General features: G+C 61.7%; 13 protein-coding genes. 2 read left to right on the top strand and 11 right to left on the bottom strand.

What is annotated here, in order from left to right; genetic code table 11:
* Positions 1-10: 10 nt before the first annotated feature.
* From QRQ56_RS22595 to QRQ56_RS22615, 5 genes are all read right to left on the bottom strand, one after another.
* Complete coding sequence (locus tag QRQ56_RS22595) at positions 11-2,137, bottom strand: bi-domain-containing oxidoreductase (protein WP_438743045.1); 2,127 nt, start codon at positions 2,135-2,137, stop codon at positions 11-13.
* The gene (gene wecC, locus QRQ56_RS22600; protein ID WP_438743047.1) at positions 2,134-3,399 is read right to left on the bottom strand and encodes a UDP-N-acetyl-D-mannosamine dehydrogenase; all 1,266 of its coding nucleotides are present in this window, start codon (positions 3,397-3,399) and stop codon (positions 2,134-2,136) included. Before wecC ends, QRQ56_RS22595 begins: the two co-directional genes overlap by 4 nt.
* The gene (gene wecB, locus QRQ56_RS22605; protein ID WP_438743049.1) at positions 3,396-4,517 is read right to left on the bottom strand and encodes a non-hydrolyzing UDP-N-acetylglucosamine 2-epimerase; all 1,122 of its coding nucleotides are present in this window, start codon (positions 4,515-4,517) and stop codon (positions 3,396-3,398) included. The genes wecC and wecB overlap by 4 nt, the downstream gene beginning before the upstream one ends.
* Positions 4,518-4,696: 179 nt before the next feature.
* Entirely contained in the window at positions 4,697-6,073 is a 1,377-nt protein-coding gene (locus tag QRQ56_RS22610; RefSeq protein WP_438743050.1) for a glycosyltransferase family 4 protein, read from the bottom strand.
* Entirely contained in the window at positions 5,976-7,631 is a 1,656-nt protein-coding gene (locus tag QRQ56_RS22615; RefSeq protein ID WP_438743052.1) for a heparinase II/III family protein, read from the bottom strand. The genes QRQ56_RS22610 and QRQ56_RS22615 overlap by 98 nt, the downstream gene beginning before the upstream one ends.
* An 86-nt stretch (positions 7,632-7,717) precedes the next feature.
* Here QRQ56_RS22615 and QRQ56_RS22620 point away from each other — a divergent pair, with 86 nt between their 5' ends.
* The gene (locus QRQ56_RS22620) at positions 7,718-8,677 is read left to right on the top strand and encodes a class I SAM-dependent methyltransferase (RefSeq protein WP_438743053.1); all 960 of its coding nucleotides are present in this window, start codon (positions 7,718-7,720) and stop codon (positions 8,675-8,677) included.
* 98 nt (positions 8,678-8,775) lie between these two features.
* Here the strand turns inward: QRQ56_RS22620 and QRQ56_RS22625 are convergent, their stop codons facing one another.
* The 4 genes from QRQ56_RS22625 to QRQ56_RS22640 are packed head-to-tail and all read right to left on the bottom strand — an operon-like array spanning position 8,776 to position 15,802.
* On the bottom strand, positions 8,776-9,996 hold the full coding sequence (locus QRQ56_RS22625; RefSeq protein ID WP_438743054.1) for an oligosaccharide flippase family protein: 1,221 nt from the start codon (positions 9,994-9,996) through the stop codon (positions 8,776-8,778).
* Positions 9,984-12,002 (bottom strand): heparinase II/III domain-containing protein, encoded by a 2,019-nt coding sequence (locus tag QRQ56_RS22630; protein ID WP_438743056.1) that lies wholly within the window; start codon positions 12,000-12,002, stop codon positions 9,984-9,986. Before QRQ56_RS22630 ends, QRQ56_RS22625 begins: the two co-directional genes overlap by 13 nt.
* Positions 11,995-14,037 carry an asparagine synthase (glutamine-hydrolyzing) gene (gene asnB / locus QRQ56_RS22635; RefSeq protein WP_438743058.1) on the bottom strand — a complete coding sequence of 681 codons (2,043 nt, stop codon included), beginning with the start codon at positions 14,035-14,037 and terminating at the stop codon, positions 11,995-11,997. The genes QRQ56_RS22630 and asnB overlap by 8 nt, the downstream gene beginning before the upstream one ends.
* Before the next feature lie 31 nt (positions 14,038-14,068).
* The gene (locus tag QRQ56_RS22640; RefSeq protein ID WP_438743060.1) at positions 14,069-15,802 is read right to left on the bottom strand and encodes a glycosyltransferase; all 1,734 of its coding nucleotides are present in this window, start codon (positions 15,800-15,802) and stop codon (positions 14,069-14,071) included.
* Between the two features lie 638 nt (positions 15,803-16,440).
* Between QRQ56_RS22640 and QRQ56_RS22645 the strand changes: the two genes are divergently transcribed.
* A complete protein-coding gene (locus QRQ56_RS22645) occupies positions 16,441-17,775 on the top strand; it encodes a hypothetical protein (RefSeq protein WP_438743061.1) in 1,335 nt (444 codons plus the stop codon).
* Between the two features lie 211 nt (positions 17,776-17,986).
* On the opposite strand, the gene QRQ56_RS22650 is transcribed toward QRQ56_RS22645, so the two are convergent.
* Entirely contained in the window at positions 17,987-19,306 is a 1,320-nt protein-coding gene (locus QRQ56_RS22650) for a hypothetical protein (RefSeq protein WP_438743063.1), read from the bottom strand.
* A gap of 26 nt (positions 19,307-19,332) precedes the next feature.
* A complete protein-coding gene (locus tag QRQ56_RS22655; protein WP_438743064.1) occupies positions 19,333-21,186 on the bottom strand; it encodes a hypothetical protein in 1,854 nt (617 codons plus the stop codon).
* Between the last annotated feature and the right edge of the window lie 119 nt (positions 21,187-21,305).

Genomic DNA, 21,305 nt, shown 5'->3' on the forward strand with positions numbered 1-21,305 from the left:
ACGAGCCCCCTTACTCGGTGAGCTGCTTTTCGACCGCGAAACTGACCCGCGTCGCAGACACCTGATCGGCCAGCGAGATCGGCCATTTGCCGCCCGGATGGAAGGCCTCGGCGAGTGCCGCCAACTCCTCGAGCTGCCCCTTTTCAATGGTCATGCCCTTCCAGCCCCCCTTTGCGCCGGTGACATCCAATCGCTTGTAGTCGTCGAGCACGAGAACTTTCCCGTCCACGAAGATATCGAAGCGCTCCTTGGGGAACTCCTTCGAGCCCAGCGAGGTATAGGTCAGCGTGCACAGCGAGCCATCGGCGTAGCGCACCGTGGCGACGAAATTGTCGTTACGCCGCCAATGGCCGCTGGCAGGTACAATGGACCGGGCCTGAACCTCGACGGGCTGGCTGCCGGTGAGCGCGTTGAAGAGATCGTAGATGTGGCATGCTTCGCCGATGTTGCGGCCTCCGCCATGTGGGCCATGCACCCAATGGTCTGCGGGAATGTACCCCGCATTCATGCGGTAGTTCACGATCATCGGCGACAAACGGGCCTTGAGCACTTCGCACGCCGCAGCGACAGCCGGCGCGAACCGCCGGTTGAAACCCGTCATCAGAAGCGGTCCGTTCGGGTTGGCCGTGTAGAATGCCTCGATCGCGTCCAGCCCCTCTTCGGTCATCGACGTCGGCTTCTCGACGAAGACGTGTTTGCCAGCCTTCAATGCCGCCAGCGTCATCTCGGCGTGCAGGTCGTGTCGGGTCGCGATGAGGACCAGATCGATCTGCGGGTCGTCGAGAACAGCCTGAAAATCGGTGCTCGCAGTGCCGAAGCCGAAACGCTCGGCGGCCGTTCGCGCAGAGAGGCCGGTGCGGCTCACGACGCTGCGAAGTTCGAACTTGTCGCCGAGCTTCTTCAGGTTGGGCAGATGCATGCCCTGCGCAAAGCTGCCAGCGCCGACAACCGCGATCTTGATGCGGCCATCGACGGGCTTCGGAGGCGCGATCTGCAGGACGGACCGTATGGCCACTTCACGGTGCGGATACTGCAACAGGACCAGCAACGGCTTCTCGCCCTCGCCCGCCAGCCGGCTATACGCCTCTTCGGCACGGTCGATCGCATAAGGCTCCTGCAACATGTTGTCGAGCCGAATGCGGCCGGCTGCAATCAGCCGCAGATATTCGCCCATGTTGCGGTTCTCGGTCCAGCGGACATAGGCGAGCGGATAGTCTGTGCCCTCCTCCTCGTAGACGGGATCGTAGCGCCCGGGTCCGTAGGAGCAGGAGATCAAGACATCGAGCTCCTTGGTGTAGATGTCCGATCGCGCCATGTTCAGGCCGACGTCGCCGACAATCACCACGCGCGCCTTCTTGCGACAGGACTGAAAAGCCTGGGCGAGAATGTCGCTGGATGCGGCCGCTGCCGTGATGATTGCAACGTCGGCACCGAAACCATCGGTCAGCTTGACGATATTATCGACCAGATTGCCGTCGTTCGGATTGATGCCGTAATCAAGGCCGTTTTCCAGTGCGGTCGCAATGCGCTTGTTGTCCACGTCAGTGCCGATGACGCGGCAGCCATTGGCGGTCAGGAGCTGCGCCGTGATCTGCCCGAGAATTCCGAGCCCGATCACCACGGCGGTCTCTCCGAGCGTGGGCTGCGCGCGGCGCACGCCCTGCATCGCGATGGCCCCCAGCGTCACCGTGGCAGCGGCATCGAACGAAACCTGCTGCGGGACGGGAACGCAGAGATTGACCGGGACGTCGATGACCTCGGCGTGGTTAGCGACACCTGCGCCGGCGCAGGCAACGCGATCGCCGACCGCGATCCCGTCGACCTCCGATCCGACGGCAATGACGGTGCCGGCGGCCGAGTACCCGGTCGGCAATCCCGCATCGAGCTTGCCCTTGACCTGCTTGTAGACGCGCGCCACGCCCTGATCGCGCATGAGCTGAAGCACGCGCTTGACGTGGTGCGGCTGCTTGAGGGCGCGGCGATACAGCGGGAGGCCCGACATCTTGACGCCGGCCATCTCGGTGCCGACGCTCACGCAGGAACGCTCCACCCGGACCAGCACGTTCTTCGGACCGGCGACGGGCGCCGGGACATCCTGCAAGAAGACCTTGCCCGACCGGACCAGAAGCTGCTTCACGACCATACTCCGCGCGTGTCGATTACTACCTTGCCGTTCAATTCGGCCGGCGCGATTTCATTGTAGGCACGATGGTTGACCAGCATGACGACAATATGCGCCTCGGCGATCGCCTGAGTGATGTCATGAACCATGCGGACGTTCTTGTGCGTGGCGAGCTTTCCCGGCAACAGCTCGGCGAAGGGCTCCGATATCAGCAGCTCGCAGCTGTTCCACTCAGCCACTTCTTCGGCGATCTCAAGCGCCGGACTTTCGCGAAAATCGTCGACGTCGGGCTTGAAGGCAAGGCCGAGCGTCAGCACCTTCGGAAAGGCGCCGAGCGACCGCGCGCCTGCGATGGCAGTCTTGATCTTCTCGACGACGTATGTCGGCTTGCCGTCGTTGACTTCGCGCGCAGTACGGATCAGGCGGGACTCCTGCGGAGCCGCCTCGACAATGAACCAGGGATCCACCGCGATACAATGGCCGCCGACGCCAGGGCCCGGCTGCAGAATATTAACGCGCGGATGATGGTTGGCGAGCCGGATCAGCTCCCAGACGTTGATGTCGAGCTTGTCGCAGACGATCGACAGCTCGTTCGCAAAGGCAATGCCGACGTCGCGGAACGAGTTTTCGGTCAGCTTGCACATTTCCGCCGTGCGGACGTTGGTCTTGAGCAGGCTGCCGGTGCAGAAGATGCGATAGAGTTCCTCGGCGCGCGCCGAGCATTTGGCGGTGATGCCGCCGATTACACGGTCATTCTCGACCAGCTCGACCAGCACGCGTCCCGGCAAAACGCGCTCAGGGCAATAGGCGACGTGAACGTCGCAATCGTCGTCCTCCGACACAGGCGTGCGCAGATCGGGCCGCAACGCCGCAAGCTGAGCTGCCATCCGTTCCGTCGTGCCCGGCGGGGAGGTCGATTCCAGCACGACGAGATCGCCGCTCTTCAGGACCGGCGCGATGGATGCCGCGGCGGCCTCGACATAGCTGAGGTCCGCCTTTCCATTATGGAATGGCGTGGGCACGGCAATGATGAAGGCATCCGCCGGTGCGGGCTTCGTGGCCGCGCGCAACTTTCCGACCTGAACCGCGCGCGCGGTCACCGCGTCGAGGTCGGGCTCCACGATGTGGACCTGGCCGCGGTTGATCTTGGCGACGACCGCCTCGCTGACGTCGACACCCACGATCGACACACCCCGCGAGGCGAGTACGACCGCGGTTGGGAGCCCGATATAGCCGAGCCCGACGACACAAATCGTTTTTAGCTTTACGTCGCTCACAGTTGATCCTCGATCACCTTGCGAATTCGCTTTGCGGCGACGCCGTCGCCGTAAGGATTAATCGATTGCGCCATCCGCTCGTAGTGATCGCGGTCGGTCAACAACCTGGTCGTCTCTTCGACAATTCGCTCGCGGGACGTGCCCACGAGAATCACGGTCCCGGCGTCGACAGCCTCGGGACGCTCGGTGGTTTCGCGCATCACCAGGACCGGCTTGCCCAACGACGGCGCCTCTTCCTGCACGCCGCCGGAGTCGGTGATGATGAGACGCGAACGCTCCATCAGATGGACGAACGGTTCGTAGTCCAGAGGAGCGATCAAGTGAATCCGCTTCTGGGCTCCGAGCAGGCGCTGGACCGGCGCCAGGACGTTGGGATTGGGGTGGACAGGATAGACGATCTGCACGTCGTGCCGTGTGACAATGTCAAGCAGCGCATTGCAGATATTTTCGAACCCGTCACCGAAGTTCTCCCGCCGATGTCCGGTCACGAGGATCAGAGGAAGATCGGGATCGAGGTAGCTGAACCGTCCGCGCAATTCCGCGCCGGCCGAGGGCGAACTCCTCAGCCGCTCCACCGTCTCCATCAGCGCATCGATGACGGTGTTACCGGTCAGATGGATGTGCGAAGGATCGACCGCTTCAGCGAGGAGATTCTGCCGCGACCGCTCGGTTGGCGCGAAGTGAAACCGGGTCGCAAGAGTTGTGACCCGGCGGTTCATCTCTTCCGGCCAGGGCGCGGACAACGAGCCGGATCGCAGACCCGCTTCCACATGCCCCACGGCCAGCCTGCGATAGAACGCAGCCAGCGAACCGGCGAGCGTGGTCGAGGTGTCGCCGTGGACCAGGACCAGGTTCGGCTTCTCCTGATCCAGCACCTGTCCGATTCCTACGAGAAGCTTGGCCGTAAGTTGGTCCAACGCCTGGTTCGGCGACATCAGGTTGAGGTCGTGGTCGGGCTTGATTGCGAAGAGATCCAGCACCTGATCGAGCATGCCCCGATGCTGACCTGTCACACAGACCCGCAGATCGAGGCTCTGGCTGCGCCGCAGCTCAGTCACGACCGGCGCCATCTTGATGGCCTCCGGACGCGTTCCAAATATTGCAATGACTTTTCGCATCTTCGGGTTTGCTGTCCGCTCACGCTCACCCGGGGAGCCCCGGCGGCGCTGTGTAACCAGTCGCGCTGAAATATACAAACTCAAATGAGAGGGGAACCCGGCGAAACGCCGGGAATTGGCCACTCCAAAAAGTTGTTAAATTCCAGATAGTTGGAAGCATTTTGCGGCGACTTGCCCAGCTAGTTCGTCCCGTCTTGAGCGAGACCGCGATCCGACCGGCCCGATTCTTCGGGTTTCCCGGGGCACAGCCGTTGCAGGGCTTCCAGCATGCTGTCGGCCAGCGCCCTGCGCTCGTAGCGCTTGCCCCCGGTAGCGGCGTTAGCTGCAAGCAAATGCCGGCGCGCCGGATCCCCTGCGAGTTCGCCAATGGCGTCCACCAATGCTTCGACACTATCCGGCTCGATGATCTCCGCGGCGCCCAGCGGCTCCAACAGACGTTCCAGCTCACCGAGCACATTGGTTATGATCGGTGTGCCGGTCGCCAGGGCCTCGAAGACTTTCGATGGCAACACCGTCCTGAACAGCGGGGTGTTTTTCAGCAAGACCAGCGTGACGTCGCTCAGACGCCAATAGTCGATCGTCTCGTCGTGCGAAACGCGACCGACAAACACCACGTTCCGCAGTCCCCGGCGTTCGGCCTGTTGCTGCAGCTCCTCGCGCTCCGCACCGGATCCGACGATGATAAATTGAGCCTCGGGAACGCGGCTCAGACACGCGTCTGCCGCGTCCAGGATGAGCTGCAACCCGTGCGCCATGCCGACAGTGCCTATGTACGAAAAGACGACCTTGTTCTCGACTCCGAGCTTCTGGCGCAACGACGTTGGCGCGCCCCCAGGGGCGAGCTTCGCGGTGTCTGCGCCGTTGGTGATGACGACGATCTTGTCGGCGTCGATTCCCCGCGCCACCAGCACATCGCGGGTCGCGTGAGTGACCGTAACGATGAGATCCGAGCGTCTATAGAGAAAGCGCTCCACACGCCGGACAAAATTCACCACCCGCCCTTCCTTCATGGCGCCGACGGCGACAATCGAGTCCGGCCAAAGATCGCGCACTTCGAACACGAACGGTCTGCGGTGAACCCGGCTCACGATCCAACCAGCGATCGCGGCAAAGATGTGCGGCGACGTCGCAATGACGACGTCGGGCCGCGCAACGAAGGCCGACGCAAGGCTCGCCGTCACGACGAAGCTCAAATAGTCGAGTATTCGCAGGATGGAACCACGATTCGGAAATACCAGCGTAGGTATGCGCAGGACGTCCACGGTTTCGTACATCTCGCGCTTGTAGAGCGATTGCCGATAGCCGCCGAACACCTTGCCATCCGGGTAATTCGGAAAATTGGTCAGCATCGTGACCTGATGCCCCCGCTCGATCCAACGCTTCGCGTGCGTGCTGCAGCGGATGGACGCTGCACTCGCCTCGGGGGGATAGTGATCAGTGACGAAAAGTATGCGCAAATCAGAGCTCGAACCGGGTTTCGACGTCCATCGGTAGCCCCCCCGTATAGCGCCATGCGAGGACCGGTCGCAAGATTCGCTGGCCAAAGCTCGGAGCATAGTACCCTTCGTTCAGCGAGAATTGCGACGCTCCGCTGGCTGACACACGAATTCGCTGTCCGCCCGGCAACTCGATTGACCAACCCGGCCCGTCCGGAAGAACGCGACCGACCAGGGGGTGCAGCGGAAAGCGACCGACGATCGCGTGGTTTCCGTCGCCCGTGACACGATCCCGAATGACCAGCGAAGTCGGAGACACCGTCACGCTGCGATAATGGACGGGGTGGCCGGGCAGCCAGCGATACCCGTCGTGGCTCGCAGAAGCCGACTGGATTTCACCGGTCGCAGATACCGATCTGCCAAGCGGATGCGCACGCCGCCCGACGCGGAAGCTCGCCCACACTTCGGTGGAATTTTCTCCATCAATCTCGACGGTCGCGTGCGCGCCAGTCGATCGCTCTTCGTCGCGAATAGCATCGTGGGCATAGGACGACGTTCCGGAGTTGGTGATCAGGCGCTGACCGTCAAACGACACTTCGAGCGAGAGCGTGTCCGCGTGTGCATGTCCAGGCAGGTAGGACGGACCGACTTCAGCCGCATCGACGATCGCGAGCCAGGGACCGGAGCACAGCCGCACGTAACCGCTGTCAGCCAGCAAACGACCTGCCCCCTCGCCCGCGCTTCGTGCGACGTTCAACGACGCTGCATAGTCGGCAAGCTCCCCTCGCGTCCTCGCGATGCCGAACGCTGCGTCATTGAAGAAGGCGATCTCCCCGTCCGGATGGACCATTTCACCAAGCCACGCCAGCATGCGCGCGGCCAGCATCGGCCACTGCGACGCCGCTTCAGCAAGCTCCTGCGGGTAGATCCTCGAAAGCTGAATGAGATCCAGCACATCCTCGAGCAGGATGGCGTGATACATCGGACTGAGTTCAAAGTGGCCGCCGTCCGAAAGCACCTGTTCACGCCACTCCCGTTGCAGCAGATCGAGGCCAGTGCGCCGCCATCGGTCGGCTTCGGCTCCCGAGAAATAGCAACCCGCGAACACAAGAGCCTTCGCGTTCGCGAGCAGATGGTTGCCCAGCAAATGATACTCGAGCGACGCGTTCAGCGCGCGCGCCTGCGTTGCCAGACTGTCGCGTGCGGCAGAGCCCAGGTCATTGCCCGAAAGCGCCCATGCGACCCAGTTCACGATGCGCAGCGATACCGGATACGGCTCCCAGCCGTTTCCCGTCATGGGACGATTTTCGGCGATCCAGGCGTCGATCAGGTCGCGATGCCATGAAGCACGAGCCTCGCAGGCCTCGGCGCGCAAATCGTCGAAATAGTGCAGGTTGTACAACCACAGCTTCGGCATTGCCGGATTGTTCCAGCCGGCACCGTCCCGCAGCTCCGCCACCTGCCCAAGAATCCGGAAGCGCCGGGGGGACAGCATGCTGACCGGCCGTCCGGCAGCGTTCCGCCATGTCACGGTCGGCATGCGAAAAACGGGCGCGGGTCCATGCGAGATTCTGGGCGGAAAAATTCGCCGTTTGATGCGATTGACGATCTGTTCGGAACGCAAATGGCGCACCGTACGGACGAGGCGCGCGGGATCCTCCCATAGTTTCCCAAACATTCCACATTCCGGCTTGATTTCGCCCTGCGCTGATAGCATTTCCGGCGCCGAGTTCAATAGCGCGGCCGGCGGGAGACAGCGCGCCTGTGGCTTACCGATCGATCTCGAAGGCCGACGGTCCCCGGGGCTGCCGGCGCGGAGGCTTCGGAACTCCGCCAAGCCAGCAGGTCGCTGGTGGCCTTTCTTGTGCCAGGCTCGTGGCGGGGATACAGTTGCGCCATGATGAGAGCGCTCCCATGAACAATCGAGTTGTCCGCGATTTCTGGAACGAGGCGGCCTGCGGCGAGACCGCCTATGCCGTCGGCGTCGACGCTTCAAAGCGCTTCTCCAGCCAGCGCGAGACGAGGTACGAGCTCGAGCCCTTCATCAAGCCCTTCGCCCGCTTCGAAGAGGGGCACCAGCAAGCCGTGCTCGAAATCGGCGTTGGCATGGGTGCGGACCATGAACAATGGGCGCGCAGCGGGCCCGCTCGCCTTTGCGGCATCGACTTGACCCCGCGCGCCGTCGACCTGACACGCGAACGTCTCGCCCTCGCCCACCTTGAGTCCGAGCTCCAGGTGGCCGACGGCGAACGGCTTCCCTTTCCGGATGCGACGTTTGATATCGTCTACAGCTGGGGCGTTCTGCACCACAGCGCCGATACAACGCAGGCGTTCAAGGAAGTTGCACGGGTGCTGAAGCCCGGGGGCACCGCGCGGATCATGATCTACCACAAATGGTCGATCGTCGGCCTCATGCTCTGGCTTCGCTATGGACGCTTGTCGTCGAGCCTTGCCTCGATCTATGCGAACCATCTTGAGAGCCCCGGCACCAAGGCCTACTCGACAAGGGAGACAGCCGCGATCGTCGAAGCCAGCGGCTTGCGGGTGGCCAAGATGCAGGTCGAGCTGAGCCCGGGTGACTTGCTCTCCGGCGCAACGGGCCAGCGTCATCGCGGAAGTCTGCTGTCGATCGCCCGGCGCCTTTGGCCGCGAAAGCTCCTGCTTGCTGTTGCGCGCCAGCTTGGCCTCTATCTCATGATCGAAGCGATCCGTCCGTCGGACTAGGTTGCTCGCGGCGCGGCTCCCGTCGGAGTGGGGCGCCTGCTTTGCAGGTCATCCGGAAAGCAGGACGGCGACGACGTGCTCCGCGTCAAATCGTTGCGTCAGGGATCGGCAGAAAGGCCAGACCTGAAGCTGTTGAGAAGCAGCCAGACACAGACGAATCCGGCACTCGCGCTCTGAATCCACGCCAGACCAACGGCACCGAACTGTCCGAACAGCGCAACCGAGAGCACGGCCTGCAGGCTCGCCCCGCAGAGCCAGGCCATGACCTGCGACCAGGGAAATCCGCTCGCCGACAGAAACTGGGAGGCTGCGGAGGCGACGCCGATGAAGAATACACCGGGAAGCAGCGGGAGAATGATGGCCACGGCCGGCTCGTACGCTTTCCCGAAAATGATCGTGACGATCGGGTTCGCCACCACGGCGCTGGCCATGCAGACCAGCGCCATCAGCAAGGTGATCTGTAGCAGCGCGACTTTGTACTGCTGCATGCGCGCCGGACCTCTGGCACGCACGAGCGCGGGAAACAGCAGAAGGCCGATCGTCGAGGGCAGGATCAGCAACGCGTCGGCAATCTGTGCCGCGATCGACCAGTAACCGATATCCGCAAACTCGCCGAATTCCCTGAGCACCATGACGCTCATGCGACCCATGACGAATCCCAGCAGAGTAGCGACATGAGCCCGCAGCGCAAATGCGATACCGTCCCGGAACAGCCCGAAGTCGAAACGCCACGGAATGTCGACGCCCTTCGCCAGGACAGCCCAGGCGACGATGCAGGCGACGAACGATGCGACGACCGCAGCAACGAGAAATCCCCCGAGTTGCGGAGCAAGCCAGGAGGCAAACAGCGCCGCACCGATGGCAGCGACACCATTGAGGATGATCAGACCGTTGAACGTCCGGGGGCGATTGAGAGCGACCGCGATGTTGGACAGATAGAGGAACAGGAGCAGCGACGGTGTCAGAGCCATCACGATGGCGACGAACATGAAGCTCTGCTCGAGACCGCCGATCGCCAGATCGAATGCGAGGACGCCCCCCGCGGCCGCAAGACCGGCCAGGACCGCAAGCCACAGCGAGTTGGCCATGGCCTGCGCGAGTAGCGACGGTGTCCGCGCAATCAGATAGGTGTTGCTCGACTGGATGCCGAGGGAGGCAATCTGCAGGGCAATCGCGGCAAGCGTCACGATGTAGTAATAGCGCCCGCGCTCGACGGGACCGAGCATGCGAGCGGTCATGATCGCCACACCGAACGAGCCGAGGATTGCGAGGCCTCGCGCCAGCAGCATCTCGGCGTAGGTATGGATCAGGGAGGGCACGAGGTATCGTTCCCGTCCGGCTGGATCGTTACCGCCAGCTTCGCCGGCAAGGCTCCCTGCCTCCGCCACACCAGCCGGTGGGACGGCTCGACAACGCCGTAGCTCGGCGAGATCGACGTGGGCTCGATCGTCAGTTCCCAGCCGTCATCGGATGCCGACAGGGAGAACAGGCGTCCCGCTGAGGAAAGGCGGATCGCAGCTCCGCTGCGGTCGACACTGACGGAAGGCGCCAGATGCAAGGGTACGGCGATCTCGTGCTCGCCCTGGCCATCAATGGTATCGACGATCTCAAGCCGGCCCGATCGCCTGTCAAGGCTGATTTCGCGCGTAACGTCGACGCCGAGGCGTCGGTAGCCCTGGTGCCTGCCCGCAAACAGGTCCTGCTCGTCGCCGGTCCGCCAGGTCGTGCATTCGGCCTGCGCATCGTTCTGGAGGTTCCAGAGATTGCCAGGATCGAAGCGGTTCATCTCCGCACCATCGAGTCCCGGCGTGTTGTGGGACGAGGTCGAACGAAACTCGTTTCGCTTCTCGAACGAGGCCGTATAGACGAACGAGCCGCGGTCGATGACGACTGGCACGCCGGCGAGCCAGGCTTCGAACGACAGCGCGTCGTTGTGTCCGTGGCCGCCACGGCCGGCGAGGCCAACCGGGCCGCAATCGATGAACACGTGATGATCCCCGGCGCGCATGACGTAGGCACCGCCGTCCGGGAAGGCCATGGACGACGCCGGCGAGCGAGCGGCTGGCGCGAATGATGCCGCTCGTTCGGGCCCGACCACCCAGACGAGTTCGGAGCGAGGCCCCTCTGCTTGCGCCACCAGATCGGTATCGCCGAATGCGAGCACGATCAGGCTGACCAGATAGCGATGGTCGCCTAGTTTCTGTCCGCCGAATGGCAGGGCTCTTGCGTCGTCGGCATCGCCCCATAGCGGGCTGGTGCCGTCGCGACGCGAATAGGCCGCGGCAAATCGCGCCATCGCGCGCAGCCGCTGGACGTAACTGTCCGACAGGCTGGCGCCACAGGCCTTGCGGAACAGTGCCGGCCACAGGAAGAGCTCGCAGACCAGCCGGTGATAGGGCACCGACGCCTCGAAATCGACCCCGTCGGCGAAGACCTGCTTTTCGATTTCCTCTTGCAGCCCGCGCCAGCCGACATCCTGCCAGCGACCGGCATTCCCAACGTCGCCGAAAAAATGGCCGGCCATCACCAGGCCAGCAAGATCCGCGGTGTAGTGGTTGCCGTTGACATCTGCTTTCTCGATGTGCCTGAGCGTGAAGTCGCCGTGGAGGTAAAGGCAGGCCAGAAACTTCGCACGAAAGTCCTCGTCGCGCCACGAGGGGCTGTTCGCGAAGACATGAAACAGCCAAGTCCAGGCAAAGAGCCGCATCGCGGCTTCCATCGTGCAGGACCAGTTCACAGTGTAGCCGAGCGGATTGCCGTCTATCCACTCCTGCAGGATATCGCGGGCGGCGACGGCATATTGCTCGTCGGCGTCCAGAAGGTAGGCCTGTCCCGCCGGGATCAGCCATTGCAACCGCGAAATCTCCCAGGGCACCTTGACGTCGCTGGGACGATCGCGGTTCACGTAATCGATCGATCGCGCGAAGCCTCCCGGCCACCCCATCGCCACCCGGTAATCGCGGGCCCAGTCGATCGGACTGCCGAGCACGACCGGTCCAGTCCCAAGCAGGTCGACCGTTCGTGCGCAAGCAAGGCGGGCGGCGTCGCGAATCCGCGCGCTCTCGCCGGGCTCGACGCGGTCGAGCGCGGTGGGATCCATCGCCGAAGTCCAGGCCGGATACGGGCGCTGGCGCAGCCGTGTCCACAATTCATCAATGGAGGAGGCCCGCGCCATCGCAAGCAGCCGCCCGCGTGAGAGGCTTCGCTCCCGCATCGGCGCAAGCCAGCGGTCGAGCTCGCGCTCCCCCTCCTGCCAGGCGCGGCTGGCAACGTAGGCCGGAGATTTGCCGAGAATCCTCCTGGCGCGGCGCGCCGCGTCAAGCAACCGCATCGGACAACTGCGACGTATCGACTGCCTTGCGATCGATCCACAGATCATACCAGGCGGTCAGATTGTAGATCGCCCAGAGATACAGGCTGGTATCGGTCCGCCCCGTGAAGTGCCAGTCGAACAGCTTCTCAATATAGGAGGCATTCAGGAAGCCGCGCCGCATCAACCCGGAAGAGAACACCGACGTCCGGACCGCACGGCCGAAATCGCTGCGCATCCAGTCACTCATCGGTGCGCCGAAGCCCATCTTCTTCCGATAGATGATGTTGTCGGGGATCAGGCCCTCGACGGCCTTCTTCAGAAGATATTTCGGCTCGCCACCCTTGGTCTTCCATTCCTCGGGAATGTCCATCGAGAACTCGACGAGCTTGTGGTCGAGGAAGGGGACGCGCGCTTCCAGCGATTCCGACATGCCGATCTTGTCGACCCGCATCAGCAGCAGCTCGGGCAAGCGCAGCCTAAACTCGCTGTGGATCATGCGCGTCAGCGGATCAAGGTTGGGAAACTTGGCATCCAGAGGATCCATGAAACTGCGGACGATGTTGAAGCTGTCGAGCTTCAGATATTCGGGATCGAGCAACCCCGCCGCATCCGGGTGATCGTCGTTGGCGGCTGCGATGGCGGCGGATTCAACGAGTTGGCTCTTCATCAGGTCGGGGAACACCATCGCACCGGACCAGAAATGCTCGCGGCTTCGGGCCGCGCGATCGATGACGTCGGCATAGACCGGCAGCTTCGGATGAATCCCCGAAAGCAGATTGGCGGTGCCCGCCGCCAGGCGCTGCGCCGGCTGCGGCAGGTACTTGCGGAATGGCGCCCAGTATTTGTGATACATCTTCAGGTACGTCATGTAGCCCGAATAGCCGCAAAACTGCTCGTCCGAGCCTTCGCCGACCTGGACCACCTTCATGCCGTTGTCGTGCGCGAGCTTGGAGACGAAATAGAGCGGGATGCAGACCCAGTCGGCGATCGGCTCGTCCTGCGAGTGCAACATCTGCGGCAGGTAGTTGATCATGTCCTTCTTGCTGATCCCAATCTCATGATGATTGGTGCCGAACTGACGCGCGATCTGATTGGCCTGCTCGTATTCGTTCAGATGCTTGTAGTCGCTGAATCCGATCGTGAAGGTCTCGACCGGGCGGCTGGAGAATTCGCTCATCAACGCCACGTTGGTGGATGAATCGACGCCTCCCGACAGGAACACGCCCATCGGCACGTCCGACATCATCCGCTTCTCCACGCTGGCGCGGAGCCGGTCGCGAATGCCGCTGACGTAGAACTCCTCGAGCGCAGCCGCCGAAAGATTGGCGGTCTCGCCCGGGTCGATGCCGCGTCCGGGCACCGCGTCCCAGTATCGCGAAATCGTCGCCTTGCCGGAACGATCGATCGTCATGCTGCATCCGGCCGGCAGCTTGTAGATGCCGCGCATCATCGTCAGCGGCGCCGGCGTCGTCAGGAACGACAGGTAATGATACATCGCGGCGGTGTCGATCTCGCGCACGAAGTCGGGATGCTCGACCAGCGCCTTCATCTCCGAGGCGAAGGCGAAGCACCCCTTGATCCGGGCGAAATAGAGCGGCTTGACGCCGATGCGGTCCCGCGCCAGCGACAGCAGCCCCTTGCGCTCGTCCCAGATCCCGAACGCGTAATCGCCTTCGATCCGCTCGAGCAGGCCGTCGAGTCCCCACTCCTCGTAGCCGTGGACCAGCACCTCGGTGTCGCTGTGATCGGTGCGAAACTTGTGCCCGCGGGCGACGAGCTCGGGCCTGAGCTTGGCGTGATTGTAGATTTCACCGTTGAAGGTGATGATGACGGCGCCGTCCTCGTTGCGCATCGGCTGCGTCGCGGCGACGTTGAGGTCGACGATCGAGAGACGGCGGTGGCCGAGCCCGATTCTGCGGTCGTCCGAAACCCAGCCGTCTCCGCCGTCCGGCCCGCGATGCGCCATCGCGTCGCGCATACGGTCCACGACGCTACGATCGACCCTGCCGGCGTCGCCGTAGGATAGCAAACCCACTATTCCGCACATTCAGAACAATCCCCTTGGTTCGGAGACGAGATCATGCCGCGTCGCGATCCGGCCGGCGCGCGAGCAACCCGTTACGGGCCATCGCGGCGAGAATAGCATCGACATGCCGCTTCCAGGTATAGCGATTCAGGACCTCGACGCGGGCCGTCCTCGCCACCCCGGCTGCCGCCGGCATGTCGTCCACGACCCGCCGCAACGTGTCCTTGAAGGCCTGCGCATTGCCCGGCTCGTAAAGGAATCCGCAAGGCGCCCCCGCCCCCGCCGGCAACGCCCCCAGCCGCGTGGCGCCGCGTCCGGCGATGACATCCTCGATCTGGCCGAGCGCCGACGCGACGATCGGCTTTTCCATCGCCATATACTCGAACAATTTGGTCGGCGATCCGAAGAATCCGGAGCCGTCCGCGTTCGGCGCGTGAGGCGAGAGCAGCAGGTCCGCGCAGGCCAGATATCGGGGCGCCTCCGGTTGCGCCACCAGGCCGGTCAGCGTGACAAAGCGTGCAACCTCGGGTGGTCCGACCAGCCGACGCACCTCGGGCATCTTCAGACCGTCGCCCACCAGCATGAAATGCAACTTGCTCCGCTCGAGCCATGCGGCATCGTTGCGCGCGAGGTCACTGATGCATTCGGCGAGAAACTCGATGCCGTGCCACTGCCCGAACGTTCCGATGAACCCAGCGACCAGCGCATCTTTCGGGATGCCATGGTGCCGCTTCAGCTCGGCGAGATCGTCCGCCGAGAATCTCGTGGAATCAAAGGCGGCCGGATCGACACAGTTGGGATAGACGAGAATCCTGCTATCGGGAATTCCTCTCCGCGTCAGTTCATCCCCCAGCTCATCCGAAACGGTGACGATCAAATCCGCAGCTTCCAGCGCGACTGATTCCGCCCTCTCTGCGGCCCCGTGCAGGCGAAGCCGCGTCCCCCAATTCGCGGACGCCCAGGCCTCGGACCCGTTGAATTCGACGACGACCGGGACGTTCAAGCGGCGCCCCAGGTAAGGCCCGGTGAAATCGTGCAGAGAAAATCGTTGATAGATGAACGACCATGGATTGGAGCTATGCAGCGGAGCTATCGTCTTCCCAATCGCCTCCGCATACGGATAGAAATTCAGCTCTGCCGGCATCGCAAGCAGCGAATCGGGCTGCAGCTTCAGCCAGCGCGCGCCCGCGCGATGCGTAGGCAGCGACTTGAGACTTGCGTAATCCACCTCGAAGGCGTTGTCGAGAAATCCTCCGATGACGCCCGCCGTGTGACCGACCGAGCCGCCGACGGCCGCACCAAGCGAGATGTTGGCATCGAGATAGAGAATCCGCGCACCGCGGCTGGGTGGGACCTGACGGGGCATTGGCAACCGTCTCATCGCCTCTCCCTCGCGCAAACGCCGGGCAAGAGCACGGCGGGACGATAGTGTGTCAACGCCGAGCTGCAGCAAGTTCTGCAGCCCGCCAAGCCGCCCGAGAGCCTCGACCCGCAAATCGGGCCAGACAACCGCAAGTGAGCCTACCCGGGTCAATGAAGCCGCGATCGAGAGCGGCGCAATCAGCGCCGTCGAGACCTCGCTTTCCAGAGCGATGACCAGCTTTTCGGCACGGAGACTGCGCAATTGCCGAAGCGCGGCGACGGGCGACAATTTGCGCAGGTTCGCCGCGTCATAGTAGCTGTCCACCGGTCCGCAGACCTCCGTGATTCGATCGGCAAACGATCTCGTCACGGGATGGAAGCTCATGACGATCAGCTTGGGTCTTGCGGAGAGGTCAGGACGCATCAGTTTCGTGGATGGGTTGGACATTTGGGGTCAGGCTATACAAGCAATACAGCGTCAAGACCAGCTCCCAGGGAGTCTGCGGTTCGCGCGCCGCAGTGCAAGGGCATTTAGTTCCCGCGACTTTGCCGGAACTCCGAAGACTGGATTGAACGACTGGCTGCCATCCGGCCCGCGTACCGCGACAGAATATAGCAACCTCGTCGGCCCGCCAAAGCGCCACCAATGCCGTCCGTGTGCTTGCCGGGCACCCGGGCCGCTGAGAAGTGCTGCGAGAAGCGTTGAACGGGGGCATTGGGACGACATCTTGAGCATCCCACGCGCGAGAGCGCTCCTTGAACGGCTGCCTCACACCATAGTTGGTGCGGGCGGGACGCCATATCAACCTGTCGAACGAGCAGCTGGACGCAAGCGCTCGAGTCTACCCGCTATTGCTCGGACATCGTGATGCGCGCCGGGACCAACTAAATAAGCCATGCTGCTTGGCAGGTCACGACCGCCGCGATCCCCGCTGAGTATCAGCAACTTTGTGCGGCTGCTGTCGACGCCTTGAGCAGACCAGCTTGATCCACCTCTGTGCGTTGAACTACACCTGTTCTCAGGGTACGGTGTTGGGGGTTGTTCAAGTGAGATCAGGAGTAATGGCCAAGTCCGTCAATGTCGTGCATCGCGGGCTTGCAGCCTTGTTCGATCGGGAGCCAAAGCAGCCGCTGCTGCTCGCACTCCTGATCAGTCTTCATCTCGTCATCTGCGCCGCCTCACTTCGCATGTCGTATCCGTTCTATCGATCGGAATATGTGATGTACGACCCTGCGGGCCTCGCAAACGCGATAGCGGCGACCGCGATCTTCTGCCTTATTGCACCGCTCTTCGTGTTTGCGCGCTTCAGCTTCGGTTATCTCTGCGGGTTCTACCTATTCACCATGGTGGCCGGCTTTCTCTGGCTGAACTCGTTCTCGAAGCTTCAGTACGATCATGTCGCTGCAGGTATCTCCGCGGGCTTGTCTTGCCTGACCTTCCTGCTGCCTGCCCTGCTCATCACTTCCTGGATCGGCCGCCCCATCGAGATCTCGGAGCGCAGCTTCGAACGCATCCTCTACGTCATCGTCGCGTTCTGTCTCGCGACGTCGATAGCAGCGGCCACATACGGCTTCCGCGTCGTCGCGATCAAGGACATCTACCGATATCGCAGCGAGTTGCAATTTCCCACCGCACTGAACTACGCCATTTCGTCGACCATGACCGTGCTACTGCCGTTCGCCTACGCATGCTTCGCTCTGCGACGCAGATACTGGCTGGCAGTGGCGATACTGGCCATCTCGATCTCATTTTATCCGAGCACACTGAGCAAAATCGCGCTGTTCACGCCAGCATGGCTGCTTTGCATGACGCTGCTTTCGATGTTGCGCGGACGGGTCGCGACGATCATGTCCCTGTTTCTGCCGGTTCTGATAGGCGTGCTTCTCATCAGCACAATCGGTGAACCGATTAGGCGCTATTTCGATATCGTTAATGCTCGAATGCTGGCCGTTCCGTCGGTGGCCATGGATGTCTACAACGAGTACTTCGCCCAGCACGAACTGACCCATTTCTGCCAGATTTGGCTAGTGAAGCCCTTCATAGCCTGCGCACTGAAACAACCACTCTCCGTGGAGATGAACAGCAACTACCCCCTAGGCTTTCTCAACGCTTCCCTGTTTGCCACGGAGGGGATCGCATCCGTCGGTCTTTGGGCAGCCCCACTCGCGACGTTCGCCTGCGGGTTGGTCATCGGCTTGGGCAACCGGCTCTCGGCAGGCCTGTCGACCCGTTTCATCCTGATATCTGCGGCTATCATGCCACAGGTCATTACGAACGTACCATTCTCGACACTGACGCTGACCCACGGCCTCTGGCTTCTGTTCTTGCTTTGGTACGTGACCCCTCGAACGCAGTTCGGTAGCCCTGCAAACAATGAAGCATGGTCGTCGCGGTAATATTTTACTACCAAAAGATGGAAGCTTGGGGTGTCCGCTGACGAGATGGAACTCGCCCCGGCAAGCTGTTGGAGGGCTCAGGCGAAGATTCGGTACCTTCGAATCATGCATTGATGCTTGAAGGACCGGGTTTCCAACGATTGCATTAGACTGGATCAAGCTCGGTTCGGTATGGCGAAATCGGTGACACCAGAAGAATTTTCATTACTGTCTAGCCTGGCCGGCTCGCCGGGAGGCATTGGCCGGCTCTTGCTAGAGCCAAAAGAAGCTCAAACGCGACGCCAGACAGCAAGAGAAGAAAAATCTTGACCGGAGCAAGATAGAGTTCCGTGTAATGAAAAAGGCCCGCTTGCCCGAGAAAGGCGGCAACAAATACGGCGCTCACGGCGAATACTGCGTCGTAGGGCGACCAGCCTGGAGAGGTGCGCACAAGTGACCGCCGCGCCCAAGCGAAGACTGCAGAGACGACTATGAGGAGGTAGATCATATTATAGGTGGCGAGCGCCTTCATCACCTTCTTCAGATAGATCGCGGCCACTTCGATCGGGTGGTGAAGGACAATTTCGAAATATTTGCGCTTCAGTATCGAATAATATTCAGTCGACAGATAGATCGTTGTGGGGCTTGCCTCCTTGACGGCTCGTATTCCGTCGTCATCGTTCCACACGATTCCGAACGGGTTCTCGACGACCCCCAGCCCGATATACAGATTGTGCCACGCCCCGTGCTGCTCCATCCGGCTGGACGGCGCGATATCGAAGACAGCATCGCGAGCGCGAAGGATGGAGTAAGGCGCCCAGATCGTCAGAACTGTTGCAGTGGCAACGGCGAGGTGGGCCAGCCCCACAAGCCGCATCTTCATGAGAGAACAAAAAAAACTGACGCCAAGGGCAAGAAGCGCAATCAAAACCGCCATAAGCCCGATCGCCTCGCGGAAGACCATTCCGACAGCGAGACCAAACAGACCGGCGATCATCCATAGCCACCAACTTGAGCGCGACGGGCCGCTGGCTGAAATTCCGAGAATCGCCAACGGCAGCAATGCGACCAGACAGGCGACACCAAGGTGCCCTGGATGCGGCCCAAGCGAATGAAGTATATTGGCAATCACGGTTCCGACTGTCAGGACGAGAAACGAGAGAAACGGCAAACGCAGACGAAAAAGCAGACCTGCCAGACTTACAATCCCGATATAGTTCAAGATGGTATTCACTCGCGAAACGTCAGTGTCGGTTACGACCGCACCGCTGAGGGCCGCATAGAGATCCAAAACAAGAGGCAGCCCCGGATCGTCACCGGCTGAGACGTCCGCGATAGGTAAGAGACGGTCTCCCTGACAAATCGCCAGGATGGCCTTCGTTGTTCGCGCGCAATCGGCGCTTTTCACCCAAACGGCGGCGGAGGACCAGGAATGCTCGAGCTTGCCGGCCTTGCTCAAGGAAAGAACAAAGCTCGGAACGGAAAATAGCACCAGAGCCGCCAAAAGCAGCACGACCTGAATGCGATCCAGTCGTTCAATAAGCTCGCGCAACGATCCGGCCCTCTCCGTTCGGAATATTAGTCGTGACTAGCGCCGCACTCTGGCTCACGGCTGCTTTGACGATAGACGTAGGCGGTAACGCCTCCCGCGCTGCCTTCCGCAACGTACTGATTGTCGATACGCGGCCCAGGCGTGATCTCGCGCGGCGGTCGCGTTCGCACCAGCAGTGCGGGACGTTCAAAAACCTTGCACCGTGCAGGAGACGAGAGATAACCCCGATAGCGTTCGATGATAGGAGCGACACTTTGCTCGAGTTCTGCCTGACGCACCTTGCGGTTGTCGCTTGCCGGATACCATGCATCGCGAAAGCTGAACAGGTAGCTCAGATTTGGTCCAGCCCGTTGCTGGATTTCTGCGCCCAGCAACTTCTCTGCCATCTCGGGGCTCGCATCTGTTCGGAACCAGTGCTCGAAGAGCTCATTCTCGTAACGGCTGGGATCGGCGCTCTTGGCCTCCGGCGCCATGTTCGGAATGAAGTCCATGGCAACCCGGTAGAAAGTCAGAACGACGTTGTAACGGTTGTTCGTTCTGACCTGCAGCATCGGCGCAATGCCCGCGTTATCCAGTACCAGGCTCGCCTGGCTCGCGGTATTGGCGTCGACAGCCTGCAATGCGCGGAGAATGGCGATGGACTCCAGGTTGTTGGCCCGCCATGCCAAGAACGAGGTCTTCTCCGCCTGCACAACGACGACAGCAATGAGGGCCGAACATATCCACAACACCGGTGCAGGAATCGACAGGCGCGTGGTGTAGGACGGCGCCGTGACGGAAAGGGCCGTGACAACGCCGAACAGAAGTACCGGATAGCTGACCGTGCGTTCCCAATCCCTCGCACTGAACATCACTCCGGTTACGATCTGCTGATTGCTCAACACCAGGGGCATCACCAGACAACCGAAGGCCAGGAACGCCAATGGCTCCCTGCATCCTCGCAAGATCATCCAGATACCAAAGGCGACGCTGAAGGTGAGGCTGCCGATGACGGCAGGCGTTATGATCGGCAGACGCGTTGGGTAGGTAAGGCCGGCGAGCATCCCCGTCGTTGTCTGACCGCCATTGTGATCCCAATAAACGGCGCTGAGCGACACCAATGCGGCTCCCAGCAGCCCGACTGCAATCGGGATCGCCGAGATCTGCCGGAAATACCCCTGCACCAGCAGGAATCCGCCGGCAATAGCCGCCACCGGAAGCGTCACGAAGGTGTACCCGATCGGAAGCAGAGCGATGGTGATGACCGCTGCCGCAAGAGCTGCCCGTTCTCGAATTCCGATGACGACGGCGAATCGCGCGAGAAGCCCGAGAGTCAGGAACATGAGCACAAAGCTCACCTGCGGCTCCGGCGTCCTGAAAACTGCGAGAAAGCTCGTCTCATAGGACGGGACAAGCTTGGGGTGAACCAACCCTACGATCTGGGAAAACCGCGAAATATTGAACTGGCCCGATGTCCAAAGAATCAGATTGCCCAGAGAAAACAGATCATTCGCGAAAACGAGCATCAGGGCCGCCAAAATCCTTGCGGATCGGCGGGATACCACCTGACTGACAGCGAAATATGCTGCGCAGCTCGCAAGGAATGGAAAGACGAAATCCGATGCGGCCAGCGTCGCGTCCAGTGAGGATGCGCAGATGCGATAGATGGTAACGAGCGCAAAGCCGGACAGCGCGCGCGTCGACCTCAGCGTTCCCAGCAACCAGCTCAGAACATAAGTGTCCTCGTCATAGGCACCCTGAAAATATCGAAACTCGCCAATCTCTCCGGCGAATTGCAGATGCGGCCAGAGCCCCAGGATTCCGACGAAGGTCGCTACCAGGCCGGCTGCCAGCAGGTCAGCTCGGGACCAAGCGTAAGGCAATGGACAGTTCTTTGTCACGTCGACTTTCAGTTGAAGGCAAGAGCGTTGGAGGCGAATGTAAACTGCCGCTCAGTTCGCCTTTTCTGCGGGATCGCCTCGTGCATAGGCCCTTTCACCGAACTTAGCACACCTGCATC

The sequence above is a fragment of the Bradyrhizobium sp. U531 genome, assembly GCF_051710265.1.
In the GTDB taxonomy this organism is placed as follows: Bacteria; Pseudomonadota; Alphaproteobacteria; order Rhizobiales; family Xanthobacteraceae; genus Bradyrhizobium.